Raw genomic sequence first — 23,490 nt, forward strand, 5'->3', positions numbered from 1 at the left:
AGGTACGCAGTTATTGTCTTGTTTTTAGCTTACCTGCCCACTCCCGCTCCTTAAGGGAATTTTCCCCTTCACTCAAACAGCATGACCTCATCGTATTTCATCAGGATGCTTCCTTCCTTGTACTCTCCCACTTTCGGCACATTCACCAGACCCTTTATGTTTTGGAGAAGCGCATGAACGATGTTCACTCCGCTTTCGTGAGCATGCGGATACCCTCCGCCAAAACGGGGATTGATCTCCGACACAACGTACTGATCTCCGACCAAAAAACAATCGATGTCAATGGGCCCACGCGGCTCCATGACACGGATGAGTTCCTTCACTAATGATAGTAGACTCGGATCTTTTACCGCGAGGGAGCGATCCGTCTCCCCTGCTCGCATTCGCAGCTTTTTGCGGGTGAAAAGTGTCACCAGCTCCCCCGAGATCAGATCCACATAACCATCCACTCCGTACTCCTCTGCCTGTAAGAACGGTTGAATGACGACATCCTCCGTTTTTTCCATGAGCACGGGCCATTCTTGGTCATTCTCCACACGTGTGATGCCCAAACTGGCACTTCCATACCGCGGCTTGACGATCAATGGATACGTAATCTGTCCTGCAAAAAGAGCTGCTTGTACCTCGTCCATTTTTGTAAAGGTGGGAATAGCGGGAATTTGGTGCGCGGACAAAAAATCATACGTTGCCCTCTTATCCAAGCACATCTCGATTACATCCCGGCTGGACACAATCACCTCGATGCCCTGCATGTAGAAACGATCTGCATGAGCAGCCAACAGTGTCAGCTCTGGGTCAATTAAGGAGAGGATTGCCTTAATCTCGTACCGTTGGCAAATTTGCAGCAGGGCATCGAGATAACCAGGATCATCGATACGCGGCACCTGCTCGTGATGATGGGCAGCGTACAAGGCCGGGGCCGTCGGGTCGCAGTCGACTGCTATGATTTTGCCAGTGTCACCCCATTCGCGTACAAAATAGTGGAGCAGCTTGACTCGCCTGCCTACACTGGTCATAAGTACGTTCATTCAGTTCATTACCCCCTGCTTGTCAACGTGAAAACGATAAACCGATTCGGGAATGAATTGTTGGAGAGTCTCTTTTCCCCTCACAATGACCGCTTCATTTCCGTCGATGGCGAGAACCGGCGGCCTCTCCCGAATAAATGGTGGATTAAAGACGAGCGTATACGCCCCTACGTGTCCGAAGACAAAATAATCCCCGATATCAGGCAAAGGCCCCGTGTAGCCTTGAAGCAAATAATCTTTTTCCATGCACGTATACCCTACGACATGATAGCTCGCTTCGGGAACTGACTTGCGGTTGCACACAAGTCGGGCTGGCAAGAGGTGCGCGTGCATCGTCGGTTTGACATTGTGAATGCTACCATCCACGAGAATAAATCGCTCTCCTCTGTTCTCCTTGACATCGACGACTTGGCAAACGAAATCAACGGCATCTGCCACGAGTGATATACCTGGCTCCAGAATCAGCAACGGCGCATGATCCAGCTCTGCCAGCTCCTCCTTCACGACAGACGTAATCGCTTCGGCGTACTCCTCAAAGGTTGGTGCAGCCGTCATTCCGAACGAGGTCGGGAGCTCGCCATAGAATCCCCCTCCAATATCGATAAAAGCAAGCCGCTCGCCCAAATGCTCCTTCCCCAAGCGGCATAGATGGCGCGTAATTTGGCGATACACACCGACACTGCGATTGGTGGAAAAGTGTCCATGCAACCCGACTACACGCACATTCGGGGCGACAGCCAATTGGCTCAGGGCTTTTTCTAAATTGCCGTTTTCGACGCAAAAACCAAATCGGCTGACCTCGTACCCATTTTGCAGAGGACTCACTCCCCCCCTGGCCAAATCCACATTAATTCGTAGACCAATCCGAAACGTCTGCTCGGGATACTGCTTGGCGTAGGCCACCACCCACGGTATTTCCGAAAAAGAATCCAGATTGATCAGACTCCCCTGCTCCAAGGCAAGGTGAATGTCCTCTTCCGTTTTGAGCGGGCCGTTAAAAATGATGGACGCAGGATCGACGCCGAGCTTTCGTGCCAATTCGTACTCCAGTCGAGAAACGACTTCTGCATGGGCACCTAACTGATGCAGCTTTTGGCATAAAAACGGCAAGTAATTGGTCTTATACGAATACGCCACGACCACATGTTCATAGCGTCGAGTAAAAGCCCGTTGGAAACGACGATAGTTCTCGGAGAGCTTCACTGTGTCCAGTACGTAAAAGGAAGACGAGCAGAGACTACGCCATTTTTCTATCTGCTCATAGCTATACATGGCGCACCCCCTGTTCCTGATTCAAGAGGCAGTTCGTGATAACACCGATGACTCGCTCCTGCTGTTCAGCGGTCAAGCTGGAACCGGACGGCAAGCAAACACCTTGGGAAAATAGCCGATCTGATATACTCTCATCAGGTTGGTGCGAATAGTATTGGCACTGTGCGAACAACGGTTGCAGATGCATCGGCTTCCACACCGGACGGGCTTCGATATTTTCTTTGCCCAGTGCATCGATCAGTTGTGCAACAGAGATTGTCGCGTCCGCTGGATTCAGTGTCATCACGGTCAGCCATCTTGTGGATCGCCCTGTCGCAGGCTCTGGCATGAACGAAATACCAGGTAATTGTCCGAGGGCTTGTTCATAACGCTTGTAAATCCCTCGCCTTGCCTCGATTCGCTCCTCCAAAACGCGCAGCTGCCCCCGGCCAATTGCCGCCAGTACGTTGCTCAACCGATAGTTGTAGCCCATCTCTTCATGCTGGTAATGCCTGGCTGACTCCTTCGCCTGCGTCGACCAGAAGCGCGCCTTTTCGATCGCCTCAACGTCATCAGAGACGAGCATTCCACCACCTGATGTGGTCATGATTTTATTGCCATTAAACGAAAAGGTCCCAACATGCCCAAAGACACCGCTCATTCTCCCTTTGTATACAGCCCCTAACGATTCTGCTGCATCTTCCACCACGTGCACCCCGTACTGCTCACAAAGCGCAATCAACGGCCCCATATCTGCGCTCTGCCCATATAAATTGACGATGACGACCGCCTTGGGCAACTTGTCCGCTGCTGCCGCTTCCCGCAAGGCTCGCTCTAATGCCAGCGGAGACATATTCCAAGACCCTTCCTCGGAATCAATGAATACTGGAGTCGCTCCCTGGTACAGAATCGGATTGGCACTGGCGACAAAGGTGAGGCTGGAGCAGAACACCGTATCACCCGGAGTGACGCCTGCTAGCCTCAGCCCGAGATGGATAGCAGCCGTACCAGAGGACACAGCCAGTGCAGCTTTTACGCCCACATACTGAGCAATCTCTCGCTCAAAAGCATCGACGTGTTCCCCCAACGGTGCGATCCAATTGGAGGCAAAGGCGTCCGCCACCAGGTCCCGCTCATCCTCCCCCATATGTGGCGGTGATAAAAAGATCCGCTGCTTCGCACTCATTTCGACGTCCCCCCATTGCGATAGGCAGGAAAAAAATCTTGCTCGCCAGCCTGATCGACTTGTAGTTTTTGGCACAAAGCCAAATACACTTCCTCATCGTGAACTTTCTTACCCATCCAGTAAGGAAAATGATTGCCATTTGCAAACGAGGACTTGAAACGGAACAAACCATCTCCATCCAGATTTCCTCCTCCGAGGAGAAGCAGCTGTGCGCCATCCAGCTTTGCCTGCTGAATCATGGCGTCGAAGAGGAGGTGGTTGACGCCAAGCGCCATGTCTTCCGTATGGGATGCCCCTAGCTGATAATGGGCGAATTGATTTCCACTGTGCAAAAGCACTCCCGCCACCGGCCGATCCTCATGGATGGCAAGTAGAAGCCGCGGCTTGCACAACACTGTTTTTTTCATGAGTCCCACAAAAAATTCCGGTGCATAGTAGTAGATCGCCGCGGCTTGATTGCGATCCATCGTCTCCCGATGTAGCTGGATAAAAGAATGCAGCCAATCGGTTCCGCCCAATGTAATCCGGACGTCGTTTGCGGCTGCCTTCCTCATATTTCGTCCCACATTTTGCGTATAGTGGGCACGAATGTAGGCAAGTGTGGGGCGCAAATCGACCGCCGTTACCATCCTCACCAGATCCAGTCGCATTTGACCCGCAAATAGCTCCGCATTCCCCAGCAACGGATGAAAGCGAACCGTTTCCGTCAGATAGTTTTTGTACCGACAATAGACGTGGAATTGCTCCTGGAATAATCGAGCAGCCGTCTGTCCCCCCACGACGAATGGCCCTCCGTATCCTATCGAAACCAAATCGGCATAGCCGGGAATCCACTCATCTAGACGTCTGACCAAATACGGGTAGAAAACCTCGTTCTCCCCACTCTTGAAAAAAACAGCTTCTGGCGTGCCCTGCTCCATTTTGGCATACAGCTGTACGTATTCTTTCGTGTAGGACACGTCTAGATTTAAAAACCGTTGCAAATATTCGGTCCAATCATCCTGTTCCGAAAGTACGATCAGGCTCACATGCTTCCCTCCCAGCGCGCTCTGTGTTTTCACTCCCTCTGAAGTCTTCTACCGTGACGCTGCCCTGCTGATTTATGCCTGTCGATTGAAAAACGCGCTTGATCGTCAGACCGATAATCCGCATATCCAGAAAAAAGCTGCCATTTTCTACATACCAGACGTCCAGCTCGAACTTTTGCTCCCAGTCAATCGCATTTCTCCCATTGACCTGCGCCCAGCCTGTAATCCCCGGCTTTACGTCATGTCGCTTCAACTGCCGCGGCGTGTACAGCGACAGGTACTCCATCAGTAGCGGTCTCGGTCCTACGAGGCTCATTTCACCGCGAAGCACATTCCATAATTGCGGCAGTTCATCCAGGCTATACTTTCGCAAAAGTGTTCCGAATGATCCCAGTCGCTGCTCGTCAGAGAGAAGCTCTCCACTCTCATCGCGTTCATTGGTCATCGTGCGAAATTTATAGATGAAAAATGGTTTTCCGTGCAAACCTGGTCGCTCTTGTACAAACAAAACCGGAGACCCCAGCTTCCAGCGAATGAGCAGACTCACTAGCAAAATCAGTGGGGACAGAATGACGAGTATCAGGAAGGAAACGCAACGATCAAACAAGGACTTCATGCCGCACCTCCTGTTGAATCCACTTCGCTGCCGCTTCCTCCATGCTGAGGCTCTGCATGCCGTACCTCTCGCGTAACATGGTGTAATGCTGGAGTATTTCCTCCAAAAAGGACAGATTCTCTTCGATGTGATCCCCAAAATTCTCCGGATGCCACCACAGATGATACAAGCGATTGTGCTCCGCCGTATGAGTCAGGTCGCATTTGATTCTATTCATGCGCCATTTTTCCAAGCGCTGTAATCGAGGAGAATAAGGACGCAAAAAACGGCTGGATGGAACATCGACCATTCCCTCATGACTACGCTGCAATGATTCATAGTTGTTATGACCCGAGAGATTCACATACGCATCCATCAGTCGCATGGCTCGTTTGAACAATGTCTCTTCGGCAGCCCCTTTTGTGTGATACATCCAAGACTGCTCATTGCCGCGATAGGAACGGAACCCCTTTTTCTTGCACAAAGATAAATAGGCAGACTTCACCTGATTTCGTGGAAAAACGATGCTGGAAGGTGAGTATCCTTTTTTGCGAGTCACTCTATGAAAAGAATCAAGATCGGCAGCAAAAGCTTCGGGAGTCTGTCCCGGCTCTAGACAATAATAGTGGGAAAGAGTGTGGCTTCCGATGAATTGATGCGGGTAAGAGGATATCAGCTTGATTAAGGAAGGAGCAAAATGATACGGATCGACCTGCTCATGCTCTCCGATCGCATCTGTGTCCAAATAGGGATAGGGTGACAACTTTTCATCGGAATACGCCGGGAGATGCCGTGGGACGACGCCTGCTAGCTCCTTGCGCGACTCGCAAAACAAAAAACCGACAGTAGCCCAGGTGACATGCATTTCATACTTGGCAAACAGCTCCAAAAGTGCGGGGATCACTTGACGAACACCTAACAAATTTTGCTCATATGACTGAATGGTTCTCTTGTCTCGGACGCCCCAGTAAAGTTCAAAGTCTAGGGAAATGACGAATGCTCCCGTCTTGTCCAATCTTCTCCGCTGCCTCCTTTCTCCTGCCCTCTTTCTTCTCGTAGCTTACCAGTCAGTTGGGCAAACAAGGCCGCCTGCTTCGCAAGGACCGTTTGCTCATCGAAGTGCTCAAGCGCGATGCAGCGGCTGTTCTGCCCGAATGCTTCTCTGAGTCTGGAATCGATTACGAGCTTTTTTAAGGCTGCATATAAGGGACATACCTGTTTCGGTTCTACTAAAAACCCGTTGACACCGTCCCTGACTTCTTCCCGACATCCACGGATATTCGTGGCGACGATCGGTTTTGCCATCGCCATCGCCTCAATGATGGAACGAGGCAGCCCTTCGCGATGAGAGGGAAGAACAAATATATCGCTTGTGGCCATCAGCTCCGGGATGTCTGTGCGGAATCCAGCCAAAATGATTTGCGGATGCTGTCGGCAAAGCCCCACGAAGTCCTGACCTCGCTGATCGCGTTCACTGGAAGACACGTCCCCCACCAACAAGAGGCGCAGGTGCGGAAATTCACCCCCTAGCTTACGAAAGGCTTCCAACAGCTCAAAAATTCCTTTCTCCGAAACCATACGTCCTACATAGGTGATCACCACATGCTCATCCCGCAGCCCCAATGAGGACTTGATAGTCTGAACCTTCTCTCTCGTTACGTGTCGCGGGTGAAAACGGTCTGTGAGATCAACGCCGTTGCCAATGTGCAGAATCCGCTCCGTCTGGGAGGAGAAGCTATCCTTCACGCTCAACTCGTAATCCTCTCGACTCTGAAGCAAAAGATAGTCGGTCATATGCCGGGCAAACCATTTTTCCAGCCTGTAGTACATCTGATACGTACTTTTGCTCATGCCCTCATGAAAGAAGTAGCCATGCGCTGTGTAAATGACATGCGGAACTCCTGCCAGCCTTGCTGCCACGCGACCGAGAACAGCGGCAATCGGCGTATGGACATGCACGACATCATACTTCTCCCTTTTCATCAGCCGATACAATGCCCCAATTGTCACCAAATTGGAAATCGGGTCGATCTTTCGCTTAATCGGAATTCTTCTGAGCGTCAATCCCTTTGCTGTTAGGACATCAAAGCGCCCCGTATCCGAACACGCGGTATGCACCTCGTAGCCTTCACCCATCAGCTTTTCAATCAAGGGAAACAATAAGCTTTCTACAGAGCGGTCAATTGCGCATACTTGCAAGATTTTTTTCAAGCAGATCACCGCCATTTTTGGTCTGACGCGTATTGATTTCGGCTGTCACGAAATACAGCGCGAGCATGATCCAGAAAAACGTTTCGCGAATTCCGTTATGAGTGAGTCCGTACAAAATTTGGAAGGCAAGTGGATACCAAGCAACCAATCGATGCCCGCGGGCCGCCCCATAAATCACGAGAATGAACAACACCGTGCCCATTACACCGTAGGAGAAGAACAGATTGGCTAAGGTAGAATGGAGTTCCAACGAAATGCTGCTGTTAAATCGCTCGTACATCCCTTCCCCTGCTCCGAACAAAATGTACTCCGGATGGTTGGCAATCCGGTCATAGCCCCGCGCCGCCAAATTGTCATCCGAATCTTCCCCGAGTGATACCATTCGTTCTTCGATTTGTGTGTAAATAGATGCATCGCTCAGCACGTTTTCGTTGGTGTACAAATAGATGAAGAAGACAGTGAAGGACGAGACGAGCACGCACAGCAGATTCAACCAAAACAAGCCCGTTCGTTCTTTGATGGAGAGGAGCAAAAAAACGAGGTACATCCCTACCGCACTAATGATCGCTGCTTTTGACAAGGATGCTGCAATGATGCTAAACGCCGTGCCGATCGCAATAAAGAGAGGAATGGTCTTCACAGATACGAAGCGAGCACACAGCAGGCATATCCCCATGCACAAAAGCCCAAAATAGCCGAGCTGGTTCGGATTGTTGAAGAACAACGATTGCCTGAACTCTCCGCTATCCGGTGACAGTCCTGTCACGAGAATGAATGCCTGAACGAGCAAAGAAGTGGACGTAGCCAGGAAGACCCATTTGACGTACTCTTGAGGGTTGCGCCTGAACAAAATAATCAGGGCAAGCATCACGGCTCCGTTGTACAAATACCACTTGGTCGAGCTGAATACATCCATTTCCCCGCCGAGTGCAATCGACCATATGCCATTCACCATCATAATGTCGTACAAAAATAGAAGGGTAAGGAAGAGAAAAAATCCGAGTCTGCGGTTGACCCGCCCCAGGCGAAACAAGAAGCTGTAGGCGATCAGGATAAGCATAATAAAATCGGCGATTTGCGGATTGCCACTTGGGAAGAAGTAGAAAGGCTTAAGCACCACATATAGTAAAAGTAGGACCTTGTCCGGTGAGAGCTTCTCCTTGAACATCATTTACCTGTGCGCCAGATGGTTGGTGAATTGCAGGATTCGCCGATAATCCTCCCACGTATCAACCTCTGCCCAAAACAATCCCGGTGGTATTTGTGTGACATACACATTCCTTTCGCCCAAAAAAGAATAAAGGACATTTTCCCACCACAAATCATACTGCTTCTCCTGAATCAACCTTTGTAATCGACGCAAAAATATCGGCAGAAAGCTCTCTTGAAGCTTGGCAATTCCAACGTATTCGCCAGTTGTCTCTTCCAGCGAGAGCTCCTTTCCATGGCGGAGCAGCAGTCCGTTTTCATAGCCAAATTTATAATCTCCCTCAGAGCGACGGACTGGATCAGCAAACATGACGGGACACGCGGTCTCTTGCAACACGACTTCCAGTACCTTCGATTCAAAGTAAACATCGGCGTTCAATAGCAAGCAGTCGCTTCCTTGCAAAAACTCGCGGGCGAACCAGAGGGACACCATACTATTCGTCCGATCATAAAAAGGATTGTGATAAAAACGAATAGGTTCATCTTGGAGCAGATTGATAATTACGTTAGCTTGATAGCCCACCACCATCGCGATCTCTTCAATTCCGTGGCACCTTAGCTCCGCTATCGTATTTTCAATGAGCGATTGGTTTCCGATGTCCACTGTACACTTGGGAATTCCGTCAATTTGCTCGTTAATTCGTGACCCGAGACCTGCTGCCATGAGCAGTGCCTTCATCCGACTCCCCTCCTTCTTTCAGAGATGGCATGACGTATTTGATGTTCAGCTTCAGCTTGTACATCGATCTGGCCAGTCCGACGAGCAGGTGGTAGAAGGTCCATAGGAGCAAAAATAGCATTTGACCGCTGATTGCCCACAGAAATGCGGTAACCAGCACGCCCAACTGATAGCCCGTTTGGGTAAGAAAAAGGAAGACAAAAGCATCGATCCATTTGCTGCGCTTTCTCATAGAGACTGTTTCGTGAGAGATTTTCCCTTGACTGAAGACAAGATCGGAGCCATTGGTCGCCAAAATCTCTGCAAAAATCGTGAGTAGAATCAAATAGAGCAGCCACGGACCCAGCATGGCGTGATGATTCATGATGCCGTATATCACACCGAATGACACCAGGTAGAGTGCATAGTTGAGCCCGATGTCCAGCCATTCTCCTCCCTTGCTCTTCTCGTTGCGCATGCGGGCTACTTCCCCGTCGACGCAATCCGCCAAGTAGCACACCTGACAGAAGAAGCAGCCGAGCAGAAAGGATGCCGCCGTTCCGTACATAAATGCTGCAGCGCTAAGGAGTCCGGCGACTATCCCCCCGATTGTAATTGCGTTGGGGGATACTTGTGTTTTTCGGGTCAGCAACAAGCTCATGTAGATGGAGATGCGACGCGTGAAGTAGTACGACCAAAATTCCTCCCTGCTCCACGGCTTCTGCACCTGCACACGGCAATGGCGTGTCTCTTCACTATCCCAAAACATAGACGGATACAGCTCATCCTTCACGGTAAGCCACCTTCTTCATGACCTCGTCTCCTGGAGCGAGACGGAATATTTTTCGGATAAAAACGGGATATACCACGTGCGAAAACCAAAAAATTTGGATGCCCAATACGAAGCAAAAAGATCTCGACAGATCAGGCTGATTGAAGTAGCAATGGCGGCCCCGATAATTCCATACAGCGGAATGAGACAAGCGTTTCCGATTATGTTTAGTGCAGCTGAACAGACAAGAATATTGCGGGCCGTTTTTTGATGCCCGGTCATCGTCAATAAGGGGATAACACTACCTGTGCAAAAATTGACAAACTGCCCCATGCACAGAATCACAAGGACGAGGCTCTCACTCGCAAACTCTTCGCCAAAAAAAGTGAGCAACGGAACAGCAAATATCGCCACTAGCAGATTGAGAGGAGCAGAGGTGAAGAAAATGAGCCGATTGGCAAACGCAATCATCTTTTTCAAGCCGTCCATATCATTACGTGCGTACAGCTCAGAGAACTTGGGAGAGAGGATCGTATTGATGGAAATCAGCGCAAAGCCCGTCACCATTGCCAGACGAATGACCACACTGTATACTCCGACGGTTTTGGCATCCGTAAAAATGCCCAACATGATCATATCGGTCCACGTCATAATCAATTCCATCGACGCACTGAGATACATGGGCAGTGCGACTGCAATAATTTCCCTCAACCCAACACCAGGCTCTCCCGCAGTCGGCTGTACACCGATACGGAAACCTCGGCTTGTCGCATACCACTGCCCCATCCCATAGACGGCATTCAAGATAACAGCAGCTGCGAGCAGTTGAATCAAGAGCATCGTACTGGGTTCGAAAAAAGGGATAGCGATGAATAGAAACGCCAAGTGCAGAAAACGCATACCGACGATATCGACAGTGATCGAGATGACAACCCGATGCAGTGCCCGAAACGCAGATGCATACAGCCTTGCGAGTGACACAAACGGAAGCATCCACGCGACGACTCGCAGTGCCTCTGCTGGTAGCTCCCCTGCAAACACGTAGGTGGACACCTGCTCTGAGAACACATGCAACAGTATCCCAAGCACAATCGAAATGAGCGTCGCCCACAGCACTACTTTGTTGAATACTTCGGAAATCTGATAAAGCGAGCCTTTCGCGCGAAACTCTGAGAGAAAGCGGATTATGGCTGTATCCGTCCCCAAAACGGCCAGCACCATTCCGATGTTCATCAGGGTGATCGTGAGCGAATAGATGCCCAGGCTCTCGGCTCCATACTCTCTGGCAATGTAGAACTGCAAGAGATAGAGCAGCACGAAGCCAAGGAGCCGAAACAAAAACGTGAAGGCCGAGCCGCGAATCACTTCGTGAACATCGCGATCTTTATGCAGACGGTTCCATTGTCGTTGCCAAGCTAATTTGAGGGCATGCATGCTTACAAACGCCCCGCTTTCTGCTATGCGTTGTACCCATATCCGTAGTAGCCTTCTCTCTTCCCTACCTTCTTGTTGTTGAGAACAACACCGAGCAGATTGGCTCCTGCCGCTTTTAACTGCTCTACTGCTTTGACAGCAGAATCCCGCTTCGTCTTGCTTGCATCCACCACCATGACACAGCCGTCCATTTCCCGCGCCAGCACCATTGCGTCGCTTACGATTAATGGCGGGCTGTCGACAATCACAAAATCATAGTTGTGGCGCAGATAGTCCATCAATTCCAAGAGCCGTGTCGTTCCGAGCATTTCCGCAGGATTATGCGGGATTGGCCCTGCCGTAATGATCGACAGCTCTGACACCCCTGACGGTTGAATAATATCCGCAATCTGGCACATATCCGAAAAGTAAGAACTGATTCCGTACAGATTCGGCATATCAAAGGTGAAATGTACCCGCGGATTGCGCAAGTCAAAATCAAGCAGCACCGTTTTTTTGTGATCCTTTGCCATCATCAAGGACAGGTTGGCAGCGGTGATCGTTTTTCCCTCAGAAGCCCCTGGACTGGTGACTAAAATCGTTTGCATCAGCTTGTCGCCCATGGAAAACTGAATGTTTAAGCGAAGGGTACGGTAGCCCTCTACCAGCGGAGACAGCGGCTCCCAATGGGCGATCAGCTTTTGGTAACGATCATCAGGCTTCTGCCTTCTCATACTCATTCCTCACTTCCTCCACCTTGGGCTGGCGAAATGCCTTCCGCGTTTTTTTGTCAATCACCGCAATAGTTGCCAGTACAGGTAAGCCTAAATACTCCTCCACTTCTTTTTCCGATTGAAGTCGGGTATCCATCTGCACAAGCAAGAAGACGACGACCATAGACGTTGCCAACCCGAGGACAAAAGCAATCACCGAATTGAGGATCGGTTTAGGGCTCACTGGAATGGCCGCCGGATTGTTTCGGGCTTCCGCCAATATATGCACGTTGTTCATGCTAAGCATTTTGACGACTTCTCCCTGAAAGGTCGTCGCGATTGTATTGGCGATGAGTACAGCTCTGCCCTGATCCGGGTCTTCTACCGTAATGGAAATGACCTGCGAATCCTTGACTGGCTCTACCTTTGTTTGAAGCAGCAGATCCTCCATCGTAGCGCCCGCCCCGATCACTTCGAGCACGCGCTCCATTACCCGCGGACTTTCAATAATGACGCGGTAGGTCTCAATCAATTTCAGATTGGAATCAATTTCTGCGACGGATAGCATGCTCTCTACGGTTGAATCCAGCGAGCGATTCACTAATATTTCCGTCTTAGCCTGATAAATCGGTGTCAGTAAATAGAAGCTCACGAGCGCTGTTCCGATGGTGCATAAAGACGTAATCAAAAGGATCAGCTTCCATCGCTTCAACAACATCAGGAGTATTTCACGAAGATTAAGCTCCTCATTCATCCTGCTTCCCCCTTTGCCCCGCTATGCTGTCACTTCTTTCTTTCGGCAGTTGTACGGGAAGTTCGATTTGTTTTTGAAAAGTTGAAAGACTCTCGGTCAACCTCTCACGCTCTTGCGGGCTGACGATATAGTAGTAGATTCCATTGATCATTTGACCCTTTCCTTCCAAACGAATCGTCTCGACAGAGGTAACTGCCGTGCTGTAGCTTAGGGCAAGCTGTTTCATCACATCAAAGGTCATGTTCGTTTTCACGTATTTCCCCATCGTCGTAAGGACGTCATTCAATCGGGTAGGCGATGCAAGAGTTACACCTTTGTCCAGCAATGCCTTGATGATTTCCTGCTGTCTTTCGTTGCGCCCGAGGTCGCCTCTCGGATCTTCGTAGCGCATGCGAGCGTAGACCAAGGCTTGCTTCCCGTCTAGCTGGATGGGACCCATCGGAAAGGTGTAATCCGCATAAGTAAAGGCAAGCTTGTTATTGACTTCCACTCCTCCCAGCGCATCGATCACACCTGCGAATCCTTCCATATTCGCGGTCACCACGTAATCAATGGGAAATTGGAGAAACTGCTCGACGGTGTCTACTGCCTGTTGCACGCCGCCGAATGCATATGCGTGATTGATCTTATCCTGGCTACCTTTGTGAGCCATAGCGGTTCGCGTATCACGCGGTATGCTGATGAGCAACGCAGAATTCGTTTTCGGGTTGACGGAGAGTACAAGGATGACATCAGAGCGCCCCTTGTCATTCTCTCGTTCATCAACCCCAAGAAGCAGCAGTGTGATCGGTTCTTTGGGCAAAATAGCGGAGTTCTCCACTTCAGCCGCAGACGGTGTAGTTGCTTCTCGGGAATTCACGGTCGGTGATTGCCTCACAGATGCTGATTCAGTCGCTACAGGTATCTCGATAGATTTCTGCGTGCGGACAGGGAGGTACATTTTGCTGGCCGTTTCTTTTAACGACAGATAGACATACACACCATAACCACTCAAACTGATGAGACAAATCAATCCTCCCCTTCCAAGCAGCCGCTTCCACTTTAACGTGGCGATCTTTTCCTTCCATTTGCTGACGCTCATCCGATCGCCACTTGATAAGGGACTGGCGTAGACTCTTCCTTCACGTAAGAAGTCGATTGATAGCCTGGAACGATCCCTTGCAAAATCTCAATGATGGATTGTTTGTCCTCCATCGTCGCTCCCTTGTCTGCAATTTGCTCCAATCGGGCGATCCCTGCCAAGAGCTCATTCCAGGAAAAATCGAGCGGCTTCCCTATGAAGATGCGATTATGGCAAGTAGACGACAAGCCTTCTTCCTCCGTCAAAATTTCTTCGTACAGCTTCTCACCCGAACGAATACCCGTGAATACAACCGGAATATCCTTCCCGGGCTCCAAGCCTGCCAAGCGAATCAGGTCGAGGGCCATATCGACGATTTTGACCGGTTTCCCCATATCGAGGATGAATATCTCCCCTCCCTGAGCGAGTGCTCCCGCCTGGATGACGAGCTGGGCAGCCTCAGGAATGGTCATAAAGAATCTCTCCATATCTGGATGTGTAATGGTAATCGGTCCACCTGCCCGGATTTGATTAAGAAAAACAGGAACGACACTTCCCCTGCTCCCCAGGACATTTCCAAAACGAACAGCCGCAAACCGGGTAAGCCCGAAATGGTTATAACCCTGGATCAGAAGCTCAGCGATCCTTTTCGTGGCACCCATCACACTGGTTGGATTCACTGCCTTGTCCGTCGAGATCAGGATGAAATGAGAAACGCTGGTTTCCAGCGCGCATTCCGCAACGTTTTTCGTACCCAGAATGTTATTCTTCAATGCCTCACACGGGTTGTTCTCCATTAACGGTACATGTTTGTGGGCAGCCGCATGAAAAACAACGGCGGGACGATACTCATGCATAATCGAAGCAATTCTTTGTCTGTCACGAATATCTGCAATCAGGCTGACCGTCTCCTGCTCAGGAAACAAACGCGAGAGCTCCAGGCTCATTTCAAAAATGCCGTTCTCTTCGTTCCCCAAGAGAAGAAGTTTCCTTGGGCCAAATCTAGCTATTTGTCTGCAAAGCTCGGACCCAATTGAGCCGCCCGCTCCTGTCACAAGAACGACTTGCTGCCGCAAGTACCCCGTAATCTCTTCCAGATTGACCTGAACAGGCTCCCTTCCCAATAAATCCTCCAACGCTACATCCCGAATCATGTTCATCGTGATTTTTCCGCTGATGATGTCTGCTACGTGCGGCAAAATTTTGACACTCGCTCTCGTCGTTTTGCAAATGTCGAAAATCTCCTTAATCGTCTGCCGGGAAGCGGAAGGCATAGCAATCACGATGTCTGATATGGAAAGTCGTTGCACGACGCGGGCGATATCAGCCCGATTCCCTACAACGGGTAGGCCATACACGCGCAGATTTTGTTTGCTGGGCTCATCATCAATAAAAGCCACTGGACGCAGCTCCGACAAAGGCGAGGTCTTCATCTCTCTGGCTACGAGCACACCTGCGCTACCTGCCCCGATAATTAATGTGCGCCTGCGATCCTGCGTTCTTTTCTCCCGCTCTTCATACCACCACTTCCATACAAACCGAGAGCCTGTCATCCCGAGCAAAACAAAGGCCAGCGTCATGAGAAAGAGTGAGGTGGGAAATCGGATGGACCAACCAAGCAGATACGTCATTTTCAGTACCAGGTAGAGAGCTAAAACGGAAAAGCTCGTGGCTAAAATGATCGAGACCAGTTCGCGAACACTGACATAGCGGAAAACAGGTCGATAGAGTTGAGCGAAGTGCATGCCTGTCACGACGAACAGTACGTGGCCAATCATCAAATACATAGGTTGATATTCGCTTATCGATGTGAAAGAAAAATCAAATCGAACTAGGCAGGCCAACCAGACAGCCAAGCTGATAATTCCTGCGTCCGATAAGCTTAACCAGAATCTTCTCTTCCGGTAGCTCATATTCATCCGCTCCAGGTGATCGTTATTCAAACAATGGTCATCATAAACGCCACAGGCTAATTTCTGCCGGGCATGTTTCGCGATTTAGCACGCTTTTCACATCTGCGATGACACCTTGCCCCTGATACAAGAGTCCGGCAAGCTCCTCCCATCCCAGGTGCAGATATCGCTCATGTGGTACGGCCAATACGATTCCGTGGGCAGGCTGCAGGTCTTCCCACTCTCGCAATTGAATACCGTATTCCTCTCTCGTCCGCTCTGGACAAGCCAATTCATCTGTCACTTGGACCTCTACTCCGAACTCCTTTAGTTCCTGAATAATGTCGATGACCCGACTATTGCGAATGTCCGACACGTTTTCTTTAAAGGTGATGCCCATGATCGTAATTCGCGAGCCTTGAATCGCAATATTTTGCCAGATCATTTGCTTCACGAGTGAGGTCGCGACGAACTTGCCCATACTGTCATTGATCCGTCGTCCTGCCAGTATGACCTGCGGATGATAACCAACACTCTCCGCCTTGTATGTCAAATAGTACGGATCGACACCAATGCAATGACCACCGACGAGTCCTGGAGAGAACGGCAGGAAATTCCATTTGGTCCGAGCTGCCTGGAGCACATCTACCGTAGAAATGCCCAAGCGGTCAAAAATAATCGAGAGCTCATTGATCAAGGCGATATTGATGTCGCGTTGCGTGTTCTCAATCACCTTGGCTGCCTCAGCCACCTGAATCGAGGGCGCTTTGTGAATACCCGCCTCTACAATCACCCCATACATCTCGGCAATCGTTTCACACGTCTGGCGATCTTGCCCTGAAACGACCTTGACGATCTGGGACAATCTCCGTTCCCGATCCCCTGGATTAATTCGTTCAGGTGAGTAGCCGACAAAAAAATCAATCCCCGCCAGCTTTCCGGACGCTTGTTCCAATACAGGAATACAAATTTCTTCTGTTGCCCCTGGATAGACTGTCGATTCATAGACGACGATGGTCCCTGAAGTCAGATGTTGCCCAACGCTTTTGGACGCGAGAATGAGTGCCCGCATATCGGGCCGTTTCGCAGAATCGACAGGAGTGGGCACCGTTATGATGATAAAATCACACGCTGCGAGACTTGCGGAGTCATCTGTATACGTGATGTTGGCTCGCTTTAGCTCATCTGTAGACATCTCTCCTGTTTCATCCATTCCGCTTTCCAGACTGCGTATGCGTCTTTCATCTATGTCGAAACCCACCACTGGAAGCACTTGGCCAAAGGCAATCGCGACAGGCAGTCCTACATATCCAAGACCTACAACTCCCACTTTTTTACGCATGGGCGACACCATAATAGCTAACGTACCAGTCTACAAAGCGAGATATCCCCACATCGACTGGTGTTTTCGGTCGAAAACCTGTCGCCTCATACAGAGCTTCCACTGACGCATAGGTGGCAGGAACATCCCCCGGCTGGATGGGCAAATAGTCGCGAACAGCCTTTTTACCCAGCTTCTCTTCCAAAATCGAGAGAAACGTAAGCAAATCGATCGGCTGGTGATTCCCGATGTTGAACACCTCATGCGGCGCCTTATCCCCCTCCCTTCGGGGAATTCGATTCATCAGTCTCAGGATCCCTTCGACGATATCGTCCACATACGTAAAGTCCCTTGTCATGTTGCCGTAGTTGAAAATGCGGACAGGCTCTCCCGACAAAATCGCCTTAGTAAACGTATAGAGCGCCATATCGGGTCGGCCCCAAGGCCCATATACCGTAAAGAAGCGAAGTCCCGTCGCAGGCAAGCCGTATAAATGACTATAGGTATAGGCCATCAGTTCATTGGCTTTTTTCGTTGCTGCGTACAAGCTGACCGGCTCATCTACGGGATCGTACTCCGCAAATGGTAGCTTTGTATTCCCTCCGTAGACGGAGCTTGAGGATGCGTAGAGCAAATGCTTGACTCTCGACCGTCGGCATCCTTCCAAAATGTGCAGAAACCCGGTGATATTGGAAGTCGTATAGGCATGAGGATTTTCCAGACTGTACCTGACGCCCGCTTGAGCGGCCAAGTGAATGACAATCTCCGGCTCCATTTCTCGGAACAACTCGTCCATTTTGCTCTGATCTGCAATATCCGCTTTGAAAAAACGAAAGGTTGGATACGCTTGGAGGATTTCCAGTCGTTTGCTCTTCAAGACCGGGTCGTAATACTCATTGCAATTATCTACCCCCCACACCGTCTGTCCTTGTTCCAAAAGCCGTCGTGCTACATGAAAACCGATAAATCCAGCTGCGCCTGTCACCAAAATCGACATACTATCCACCTCTTTGCTTATTCATACGGAGGTTCTAGGACAAATATGCCAGTGGTTGCCCAAAGTTTATGGAACACATTTTTATGTAGTCCATGCCCTTTTTACTAAATGGTTGTCAACATTTGAGAAATGGTTGAATGAAATGAAAAGAAGACAATCTTGTCTACCCATTTTTTGGAGGAGAATGCTTTTATGTGGATTGATGTAAAAACGTACGGAGCAAAGGGGGATGGAGTGACCGACGATACCCAAGCAATCCAGACTGCATTAACTGCTGCTCTGAACCTACAAATTCCATTATTTTTCCCTGCTGGCACCTATATCATTGAGCCAAACAGACTGGAGGCCATCCTAGGAGCAGGAAAAAGCCTAGTGATGCAGGGAATCGGTCCTTTTTCCGTGATAAAAAGGAAAGCTAATTCAACTGCCGCAGATTGGCGCTGGCTGTTCTCGATTACGTCCTCGGGTGGGGATGCTGATTCTTTTGTGGTCTCCAACCTGAAGATTGATTCCAATGCAAGAGCAAACCCGCTGCCACCCGACCCTTACGATTACGAGCATAGCACCGACTTCTACATTCGAGGTGGCGGTCCTAGTAGCTATATCAATTACGTAGCGCTACAACAAGTATGGTGTACGGATGGGGTCGCCGACCATTTTTACTTTGCCGGGGAAACGAACTGCTATGTCCGCACTGTGCAAATTACCGATTTTTACAGCGACAACCGCAAGCGTACACGCTCAGATATTACCGTGACGGGTGGCCTAGAGCGGCTGAATGCAGCGAATGTAGCGTGTGATCGTTTTGAGGTCGAGCTCAATCAAGGGTACGACGGAGCCACCCCCATGTTCGTAAACCTGAGCAATATCTCTTGCCGTCAACAGCTCGACTTGGAAGGAGATTTGTCCTCCCCAATGGTCGTGCAAGGTAGTAATCTTGTTTCGCTCGCCAGCTTCAGTCTTACTGGCATGACAGGCTGTATCAGCTCCTCGGTTTTTTATACAGCACCTGATCAGAAAAATCGAGTGAACTTTATGAAAAACATGACGTTCAGCAATTGTCGCTGGGTATTGCATACAACCGCACAAGGAAGTACCAAGACGGTTGGTACTGGTCTAACCGTGGATTATTCAGATGTAGGACTTGTATTTGATGGCTGTAGCTTCGAGGCCAATGATACAGCGACCTCCATCGGTGGCTACGCCTTGAGCTTGGAGCCATGGGAAGTGCTCGCCGAGAGACAAGTTACTGTGAGAAATTGTTCGTTTGATCCTCGACTGACCCAAAACATTTCGTTGAACCGCTGCGGAAATGTCTCCCTCATAAACAACCGTTACTCCGGGTCCGATCACGTCATCATGCTCTACGGCACTGGAACGTACCCATTGGTAGTCACCGTGGATGGAGGCGACTTCAGCCAAGTTACTGGAAAAATGTTTTATCACAAGTCTTCGGATAAAATAACCCTCTCCATGAAAAACCTCCCTGTTCCTGTTTCCCTCACTAGCGGCTACAAATCCGAAAACTCTTCCTTTACCCCAGTTGTTTCCATCAACGAACGTGTTGTGTATGTCGCAACAGCCCCTAGCGCCTCCGTCAAATATGGCGGTATCAAAGGCGATACTCTGCGCTTGATCACTCCTGTAAACAATCAACCCTGTGAATGGATTGCGACTACGACAAATAAGACTGCCTGCACCTGGTTAGTGACCAAAACGGCCAAAAGCTAAGGGAAATGAAAAACATCCATCTGGCCCCTCGTTGTGGGATAGATGGATGTTTGTTATTAGGCAATACGCTCCAAATCCGGATTGTACCGTTTCACATAGGTATAAATTTCTTCCCCAAGCAATTGCGTTCTCACTAGCCCATCTGCCTGCTCACTCAAATGCTGGGTGAGTTGATTGGTTCCATTTTCGATGCGTCTTTTGGCAGCCTCAGGCAATGTCAATACATGCGGTACGAGCAATTGCAGGTACCAAACGCCCTTTTCTTCCTCGGAGACATCGATCTCCAGTTCCATGTCCGGACTGTCGAAATCATACAGCTGGTTAAAGAGCGACTCTTTTTTTTCCAACGTCATTGCGGCAATGTCGATTTTTTCCACGCTCAAATAATACTCTTCATTGAACAAGACAATTTTGTCGTCAATTTCCTGATACTTTTTCGCCAGCGGATTCATCGTCATCGATCCTTTCCATCTCACATCTATCCTATAGCATACTACCTTACTGAATATTTAGGCAACTCATCCGTGTAGAAAGGGCCTTGCTCCATGCAAGACCCTCGTTTTTTACAGGAGTGTCGATCCCTCCACTACGGCTTGTGCGTCCTCCTTGGAAATAAGGACTGCGCGAGCCTTACCGCCGCTTTGTCCTGCGACGTACCCATCTCCCTCCATCATTTCGATGAGACGGGCAGCACGGTTATATCCGACGCGGAAACGGCGTTGCAATCCAGAGGCAGAAGCTTGTCCTTGCTCGGCCACGAACACGAGCGCTTCCAGATACAACGGGTCATCTCCGCTGTCAAACGATGCAACCTGCTGATCCAAATCTTCTTTGCTGAAAATGTACGCAGGCTTTCTTTGCTTTTTGATCATGTGTGTGATTCGCTCGATCTCGTCATCCGAAACGAAGTTCCCTTGCAGACGAACCGGGGTCGTGCCGCTCTCAAGGAACAGCATGTCCCCTCTCCCCAGCAGTCGTTCTGCCCCAGATTGATCGAGAATCGTACGCGAGTCAACTTGGGAGAACACAGCAAAAGCAAGACGAGTCGGTACGTTTGCCTTGATGTTTCCGGTAATGACATCCACGGATGGGCGCTGTGTCGCCAAGAGCAAATGAATACCGCAAGCACGTGCCTTCTGAGCGATCCGGATAATGCAATCCTCCACATCTTGCGGCGAGACCATCATCAGGTCAGCCAACTCATCAATAATGATCACGATATAAGGCAGCTGATCATCTGTCGTCTGATTGTAGCGGTCAATATCGCGAACACCCGCATCTACGAATAGCGCATAGCGCTTCTCCATTTCTTCCACGGCCCATTTGAGAGAAGCCGTTGCCTGCTTGGCCTCTGTCACGACAGGCGTAACCAGATGCGGCAAATGATTGTAAGGGGCGAGCTCTACCATTTTCGGATCGATCAAGAGCAACCGCACCTGCTCAGGAGTCGCCTTGTACAGCAGACTGACGATGATAGAGTTGATGCAGACACTTTTACCCGAGCCTGTCGAGCCGGCAATCAAACCGTGCGGCATCTTTTTAATATCCGCAATAATCGGCTCTCCGCCAATGTCCATACCGAGTGCGACCGCCAGAGGAGATGAATGCTCCTGAAACTTGTCTGAGCTGATAATCTTCTCGATTAATACAGGCTGGCTGGACATATTCGGGACTTCGATTCCGATGGCATTGCGTCCTGGAATCGGCGCCTCGATACGAATATCTTTGGCAGCCAAATTCAACTTGATATCGTCAACCAATCCCGTAATCTTGTTCACTTTTACGCCGGGAGCCGGTTGCAACTCAAAGCGTGTCACGGATGGGCCTTTGACAATCCCTACGACCTGAGCGCTGACGTTGAAATTCGCGAGCGTCTCTTCCAATAACAGCTTTTGAATTTGAGTATGCTCATCGTCGTCATCACTGACCGGTGGACTCGGATTCAGCAGTCCCAAATCCGGCAAGGCGTATGGCGGCTGTGCTGACTCTGCTCCTTGGTCAGCTTCATTGGACGAGTCTTTTACCGGAGCTGACGCAGGCTGCATCGCCACAGATGCCTGAGACATGTTCACGGGCTGTGCAGCGGATGAAGCAGGAACAGGGATTGGCACGGTTTCTGGTGCGGTTTCTGCAACTGGTTCTACAATTGGTTGAGCAATGAATTCAGGCTCAGTTGGTTCTGCTGGTTCTGTTGGTTCTGTTGGCTCTGTTTCCTCTGACGTATCTTCGGAAACCGAACCCATTCCTGCTGAACTGAGCTCCTGTGGTGAATCTACTTCTGCTCTCTCTAGCAAACGGCTAATTGCAGATGCATAGGCAGGCTCTTCGACGCCATCGCTTTCTAGCTCCGTTTCGACTTCTTGATTCTCCTCCCCAACAGAAGGAGACTCCACGTTATCGCCATCATTCTCGCTCTCTACCTGCACAACCGCACTGCTTGTAGTGATCAGTCTATGCTCTGCTTCCTCATGGTCTAGCTGCTCTTCCATCGTTTGAGAGTAGTCTGTCGGTTCTGGTTGCCCAATAGACTCCGATTCCTCTTCTTCTTCATTCTCTTCAGCTACAGTCTCTTCGACTTTCGGCTCAAAAGCATCAGAATCAGAATCTTGCAGATCCATAGCTTGCGATTCCGTATCCATCATTTTTCCTTCTATTTCTTCTGCTACCGTCTCTTCCATTTGTACGGAAGCAGCAACCTCTCGTTCTGAATCAAGAGCTTCTGCCACAGCAAACTCCGAAGCAGTCTCTTCTCTTTCGTTATGTACAGATTCATCTCCAATAACAACATGCTGCGGTTCATTTTGCTCAAAAGAAGCAGTCTCTTCCTCCTCTGGAAAATACCGCTCGCTAATCTCTTGTTCCCACTGCTTCATCTGCTGCAAATGCTCTTCTTGCTCCAGACGCGGATAAATGATTCCCGCAGTCGTATGGATTCGATGCTCTGCCTCCCGCGTCGCCGAGGTTATCTTCCCATAAACAGGGGAAACGATTTCAGACGGCTGGTAGGCACGCTTTTCCTCAGTAGAATAAACGGGTCTCGTTACTTTTTCCGCTTCTTTTTGTGGCGTACGGTTTGGACGCTGCGGTATCTCGATGTTGTTCTTGACAAGCTCAGGTTTCTTTTTCTCGAAAACAGGCTCTGCCTTTGTTTCCAGCACGCGTTCATTTGCTGGCCGCACCGTTTCACGCTTGGGTTCGAATCGCTCCCGAGGTGCCTGCTGGCGACTGCGTTTATTCGATTCGGCAGTATTTACGCTATGATTACGCTTCTTCTCCAAATAGTTATCCGGGACAACTGGAAAACGAAATTGACGCTCTCTTCTTTGACGCACATTGTCTTCTATATCTCGATTGTCTACCCGTTCTTTTGGGTATATGCTTTTTGTTTTCGCCTGAGGCTGACGGGGAGCGAGATTACCTATTGGGTTACCGGTACCTGCTGGACGGCCATCTTCTACTATTTCTTCTCTTTCTCCCTGAAAAAAGTTCATCAGCTTTTGAAGCCACGACCACATGTTGCAACGCCCTTTCTTCACTAACCATCTTTTCCCCTTCATCTTACCACGAAAATGGGGCAGAATTAGCTGGATTGTGATTTTTTTCCGTTTTTGCGAAACCTTTTCTCTATTTGTGCGTAGAACAAAGGGGGAATAAAAAATAATATACATAGG

The 23,490-nt window shown here is 49.8% G+C and carries 20 protein-coding genes; 1 reads left to right on the top strand and 19 read right to left on the bottom strand.

The window, feature by feature from the left end; all coding sequences use genetic code 11:
* Positions 1 to 68: 68 nt before the first annotated feature.
* Genes PMI05_RS11445 through PMI05_RS11525 form a run of 17 tightly spaced genes read right to left on the bottom strand, consistent with a single transcriptional unit; the run spans position 69 to position 18,088 of the window.
* Positions 69 to 1,028 (bottom strand): ATP-grasp domain-containing protein, encoded by a 960-nt coding sequence (locus PMI05_RS11445; RefSeq protein ID WP_007721402.1) that lies wholly within the window; start codon positions 1,026 to 1,028, stop codon positions 69 to 71.
* A complete protein-coding gene (locus tag PMI05_RS11450) occupies positions 1,029 to 2,300 on the bottom strand; it encodes an alanine racemase (RefSeq protein WP_007721405.1) in 1,272 nt (423 codons plus the stop codon).
* Positions 2,293 to 3,465: a DegT/DnrJ/EryC1/StrS aminotransferase family protein gene (locus PMI05_RS11455; RefSeq protein ID WP_007721407.1), complete on the bottom strand. Its 1,173-nt coding sequence runs from the start codon at positions 3,463 to 3,465 to the stop codon at positions 2,293 to 2,295. Before PMI05_RS11455 ends, PMI05_RS11450 begins: the two co-directional genes overlap by 8 nt.
* A complete protein-coding gene (locus PMI05_RS11460; RefSeq protein WP_007721409.1) occupies positions 3,462 to 4,493 on the bottom strand; it encodes a GNAT family N-acetyltransferase in 1,032 nt (343 codons plus the stop codon). Before PMI05_RS11460 ends, PMI05_RS11455 begins: the two co-directional genes overlap by 4 nt.
* On the bottom strand, positions 4,462 to 5,109 hold the full coding sequence (locus tag PMI05_RS11465) for a sugar transferase (RefSeq protein WP_007721410.1): 648 nt from the start codon (positions 5,107 to 5,109) through the stop codon (positions 4,462 to 4,464). Before PMI05_RS11465 ends, PMI05_RS11460 begins: the two co-directional genes overlap by 32 nt.
* Positions 5,093 to 6,103, bottom strand: a complete 1,011-nt coding sequence (locus PMI05_RS11470; protein ID WP_007721411.1) for a polysaccharide deacetylase family protein — start codon at positions 6,101 to 6,103, stop codon at positions 5,093 to 5,095. The genes PMI05_RS11465 and PMI05_RS11470 overlap by 17 nt, the downstream gene beginning before the upstream one ends.
* Positions 6,070 to 7,308 carry a glycosyltransferase family 4 protein gene (locus PMI05_RS11475; RefSeq protein ID WP_238543290.1) on the bottom strand — a complete coding sequence of 413 codons (1,239 nt, stop codon included), beginning with the start codon at positions 7,306 to 7,308 and terminating at the stop codon, positions 6,070 to 6,072. The genes PMI05_RS11470 and PMI05_RS11475 overlap by 34 nt, the downstream gene beginning before the upstream one ends.
* Entirely contained in the window at positions 7,268 to 8,470 is a 1,203-nt protein-coding gene (locus PMI05_RS11480) for an O-antigen ligase family protein (RefSeq protein WP_039960619.1), read from the bottom strand. Before PMI05_RS11480 ends, PMI05_RS11475 begins: the two co-directional genes overlap by 41 nt.
* Positions 8,471 to 9,187 (bottom strand): NTP transferase domain-containing protein, encoded by a 717-nt coding sequence (locus PMI05_RS11485; protein ID WP_007721414.1) that lies wholly within the window; start codon positions 9,185 to 9,187, stop codon positions 8,471 to 8,473.
* A complete protein-coding gene (locus tag PMI05_RS11490) occupies positions 9,144 to 9,959 on the bottom strand; it encodes a CDP-alcohol phosphatidyltransferase family protein (protein WP_007721415.1) in 816 nt (271 codons plus the stop codon). The genes PMI05_RS11485 and PMI05_RS11490 overlap by 44 nt, the downstream gene beginning before the upstream one ends.
* Positions 9,960 to 9,974: 15 nt before the next feature.
* Positions 9,975 to 11,372, bottom strand: a complete 1,398-nt coding sequence (locus PMI05_RS11495) for a flippase (RefSeq protein WP_007721416.1) — start codon at positions 11,370 to 11,372, stop codon at positions 9,975 to 9,977.
* Between the two features lie 23 nt (positions 11,373 to 11,395).
* The gene (locus PMI05_RS11500; RefSeq protein ID WP_007721417.1) at positions 11,396 to 12,091 is read right to left on the bottom strand and encodes a CpsD/CapB family tyrosine-protein kinase; all 696 of its coding nucleotides are present in this window, start codon (positions 12,089 to 12,091) and stop codon (positions 11,396 to 11,398) included.
* Positions 12,066 to 12,818: a YveK family protein gene (locus PMI05_RS11505; RefSeq protein ID WP_007721418.1), complete on the bottom strand. Its 753-nt coding sequence runs from the start codon at positions 12,816 to 12,818 to the stop codon at positions 12,066 to 12,068. Before PMI05_RS11505 ends, PMI05_RS11500 begins: the two co-directional genes overlap by 26 nt.
* Positions 12,811 to 13,899, bottom strand: a complete 1,089-nt coding sequence (locus tag PMI05_RS11510; RefSeq protein WP_007721419.1) for an LCP family protein — start codon at positions 13,897 to 13,899, stop codon at positions 12,811 to 12,813. The genes PMI05_RS11505 and PMI05_RS11510 overlap by 8 nt, the downstream gene beginning before the upstream one ends.
* Positions 13,896 to 15,791: a nucleoside-diphosphate sugar epimerase/dehydratase gene (locus PMI05_RS11515; protein WP_007721420.1), complete on the bottom strand. Its 1,896-nt coding sequence runs from the start codon at positions 15,789 to 15,791 to the stop codon at positions 13,896 to 13,898. Before PMI05_RS11515 ends, PMI05_RS11510 begins: the two co-directional genes overlap by 4 nt.
* 40 nt (positions 15,792 to 15,831) lie before the next feature.
* Positions 15,832 to 17,112 (bottom strand): nucleotide sugar dehydrogenase, encoded by a 1,281-nt coding sequence (locus tag PMI05_RS11520; protein WP_007721422.1) that lies wholly within the window; start codon positions 17,110 to 17,112, stop codon positions 15,832 to 15,834.
* Complete coding sequence (locus PMI05_RS11525) at positions 17,105 to 18,088, bottom strand: NAD-dependent epimerase (protein ID WP_007721424.1); 984 nt, start codon at positions 18,086 to 18,088, stop codon at positions 17,105 to 17,107. Before PMI05_RS11525 ends, PMI05_RS11520 begins: the two co-directional genes overlap by 8 nt.
* A 192-nt stretch (positions 18,089 to 18,280) precedes the next feature.
* Here PMI05_RS11525 and PMI05_RS11530 point away from each other — a divergent pair, with 192 nt between their 5' ends.
* Positions 18,281 to 19,819, top strand: coding sequence for a glycosyl hydrolase family 28-related protein (locus PMI05_RS11530; protein ID WP_007721426.1), 1,539 nt, complete (start codon positions 18,281 to 18,283; stop codon positions 19,817 to 19,819).
* Positions 19,820 to 19,875: 56 nt separating this feature from the next.
* Here PMI05_RS11530 and PMI05_RS11535 read toward each other — a convergent pair whose 3' ends face one another.
* A complete protein-coding gene (locus tag PMI05_RS11535) occupies positions 19,876 to 20,271 on the bottom strand; it encodes a hypothetical protein (protein ID WP_007721428.1) in 396 nt (131 codons plus the stop codon).
* A 111-nt stretch (positions 20,272 to 20,382) separates the two neighbouring features.
* Positions 20,383 to 23,334, bottom strand: coding sequence for a DNA translocase FtsK (locus PMI05_RS11540; RefSeq protein ID WP_007721432.1), 2,952 nt, complete (start codon positions 23,332 to 23,334; stop codon positions 20,383 to 20,385).
* Positions 23,335 to 23,490 lie beyond the last annotated feature (156 nt).

It is taken from the genome of Brevibacillus sp. BC25, assembly GCF_000282075.1.
GTDB lineage: Bacteria > Bacillota > Bacilli > Brevibacillales > Brevibacillaceae > Brevibacillus.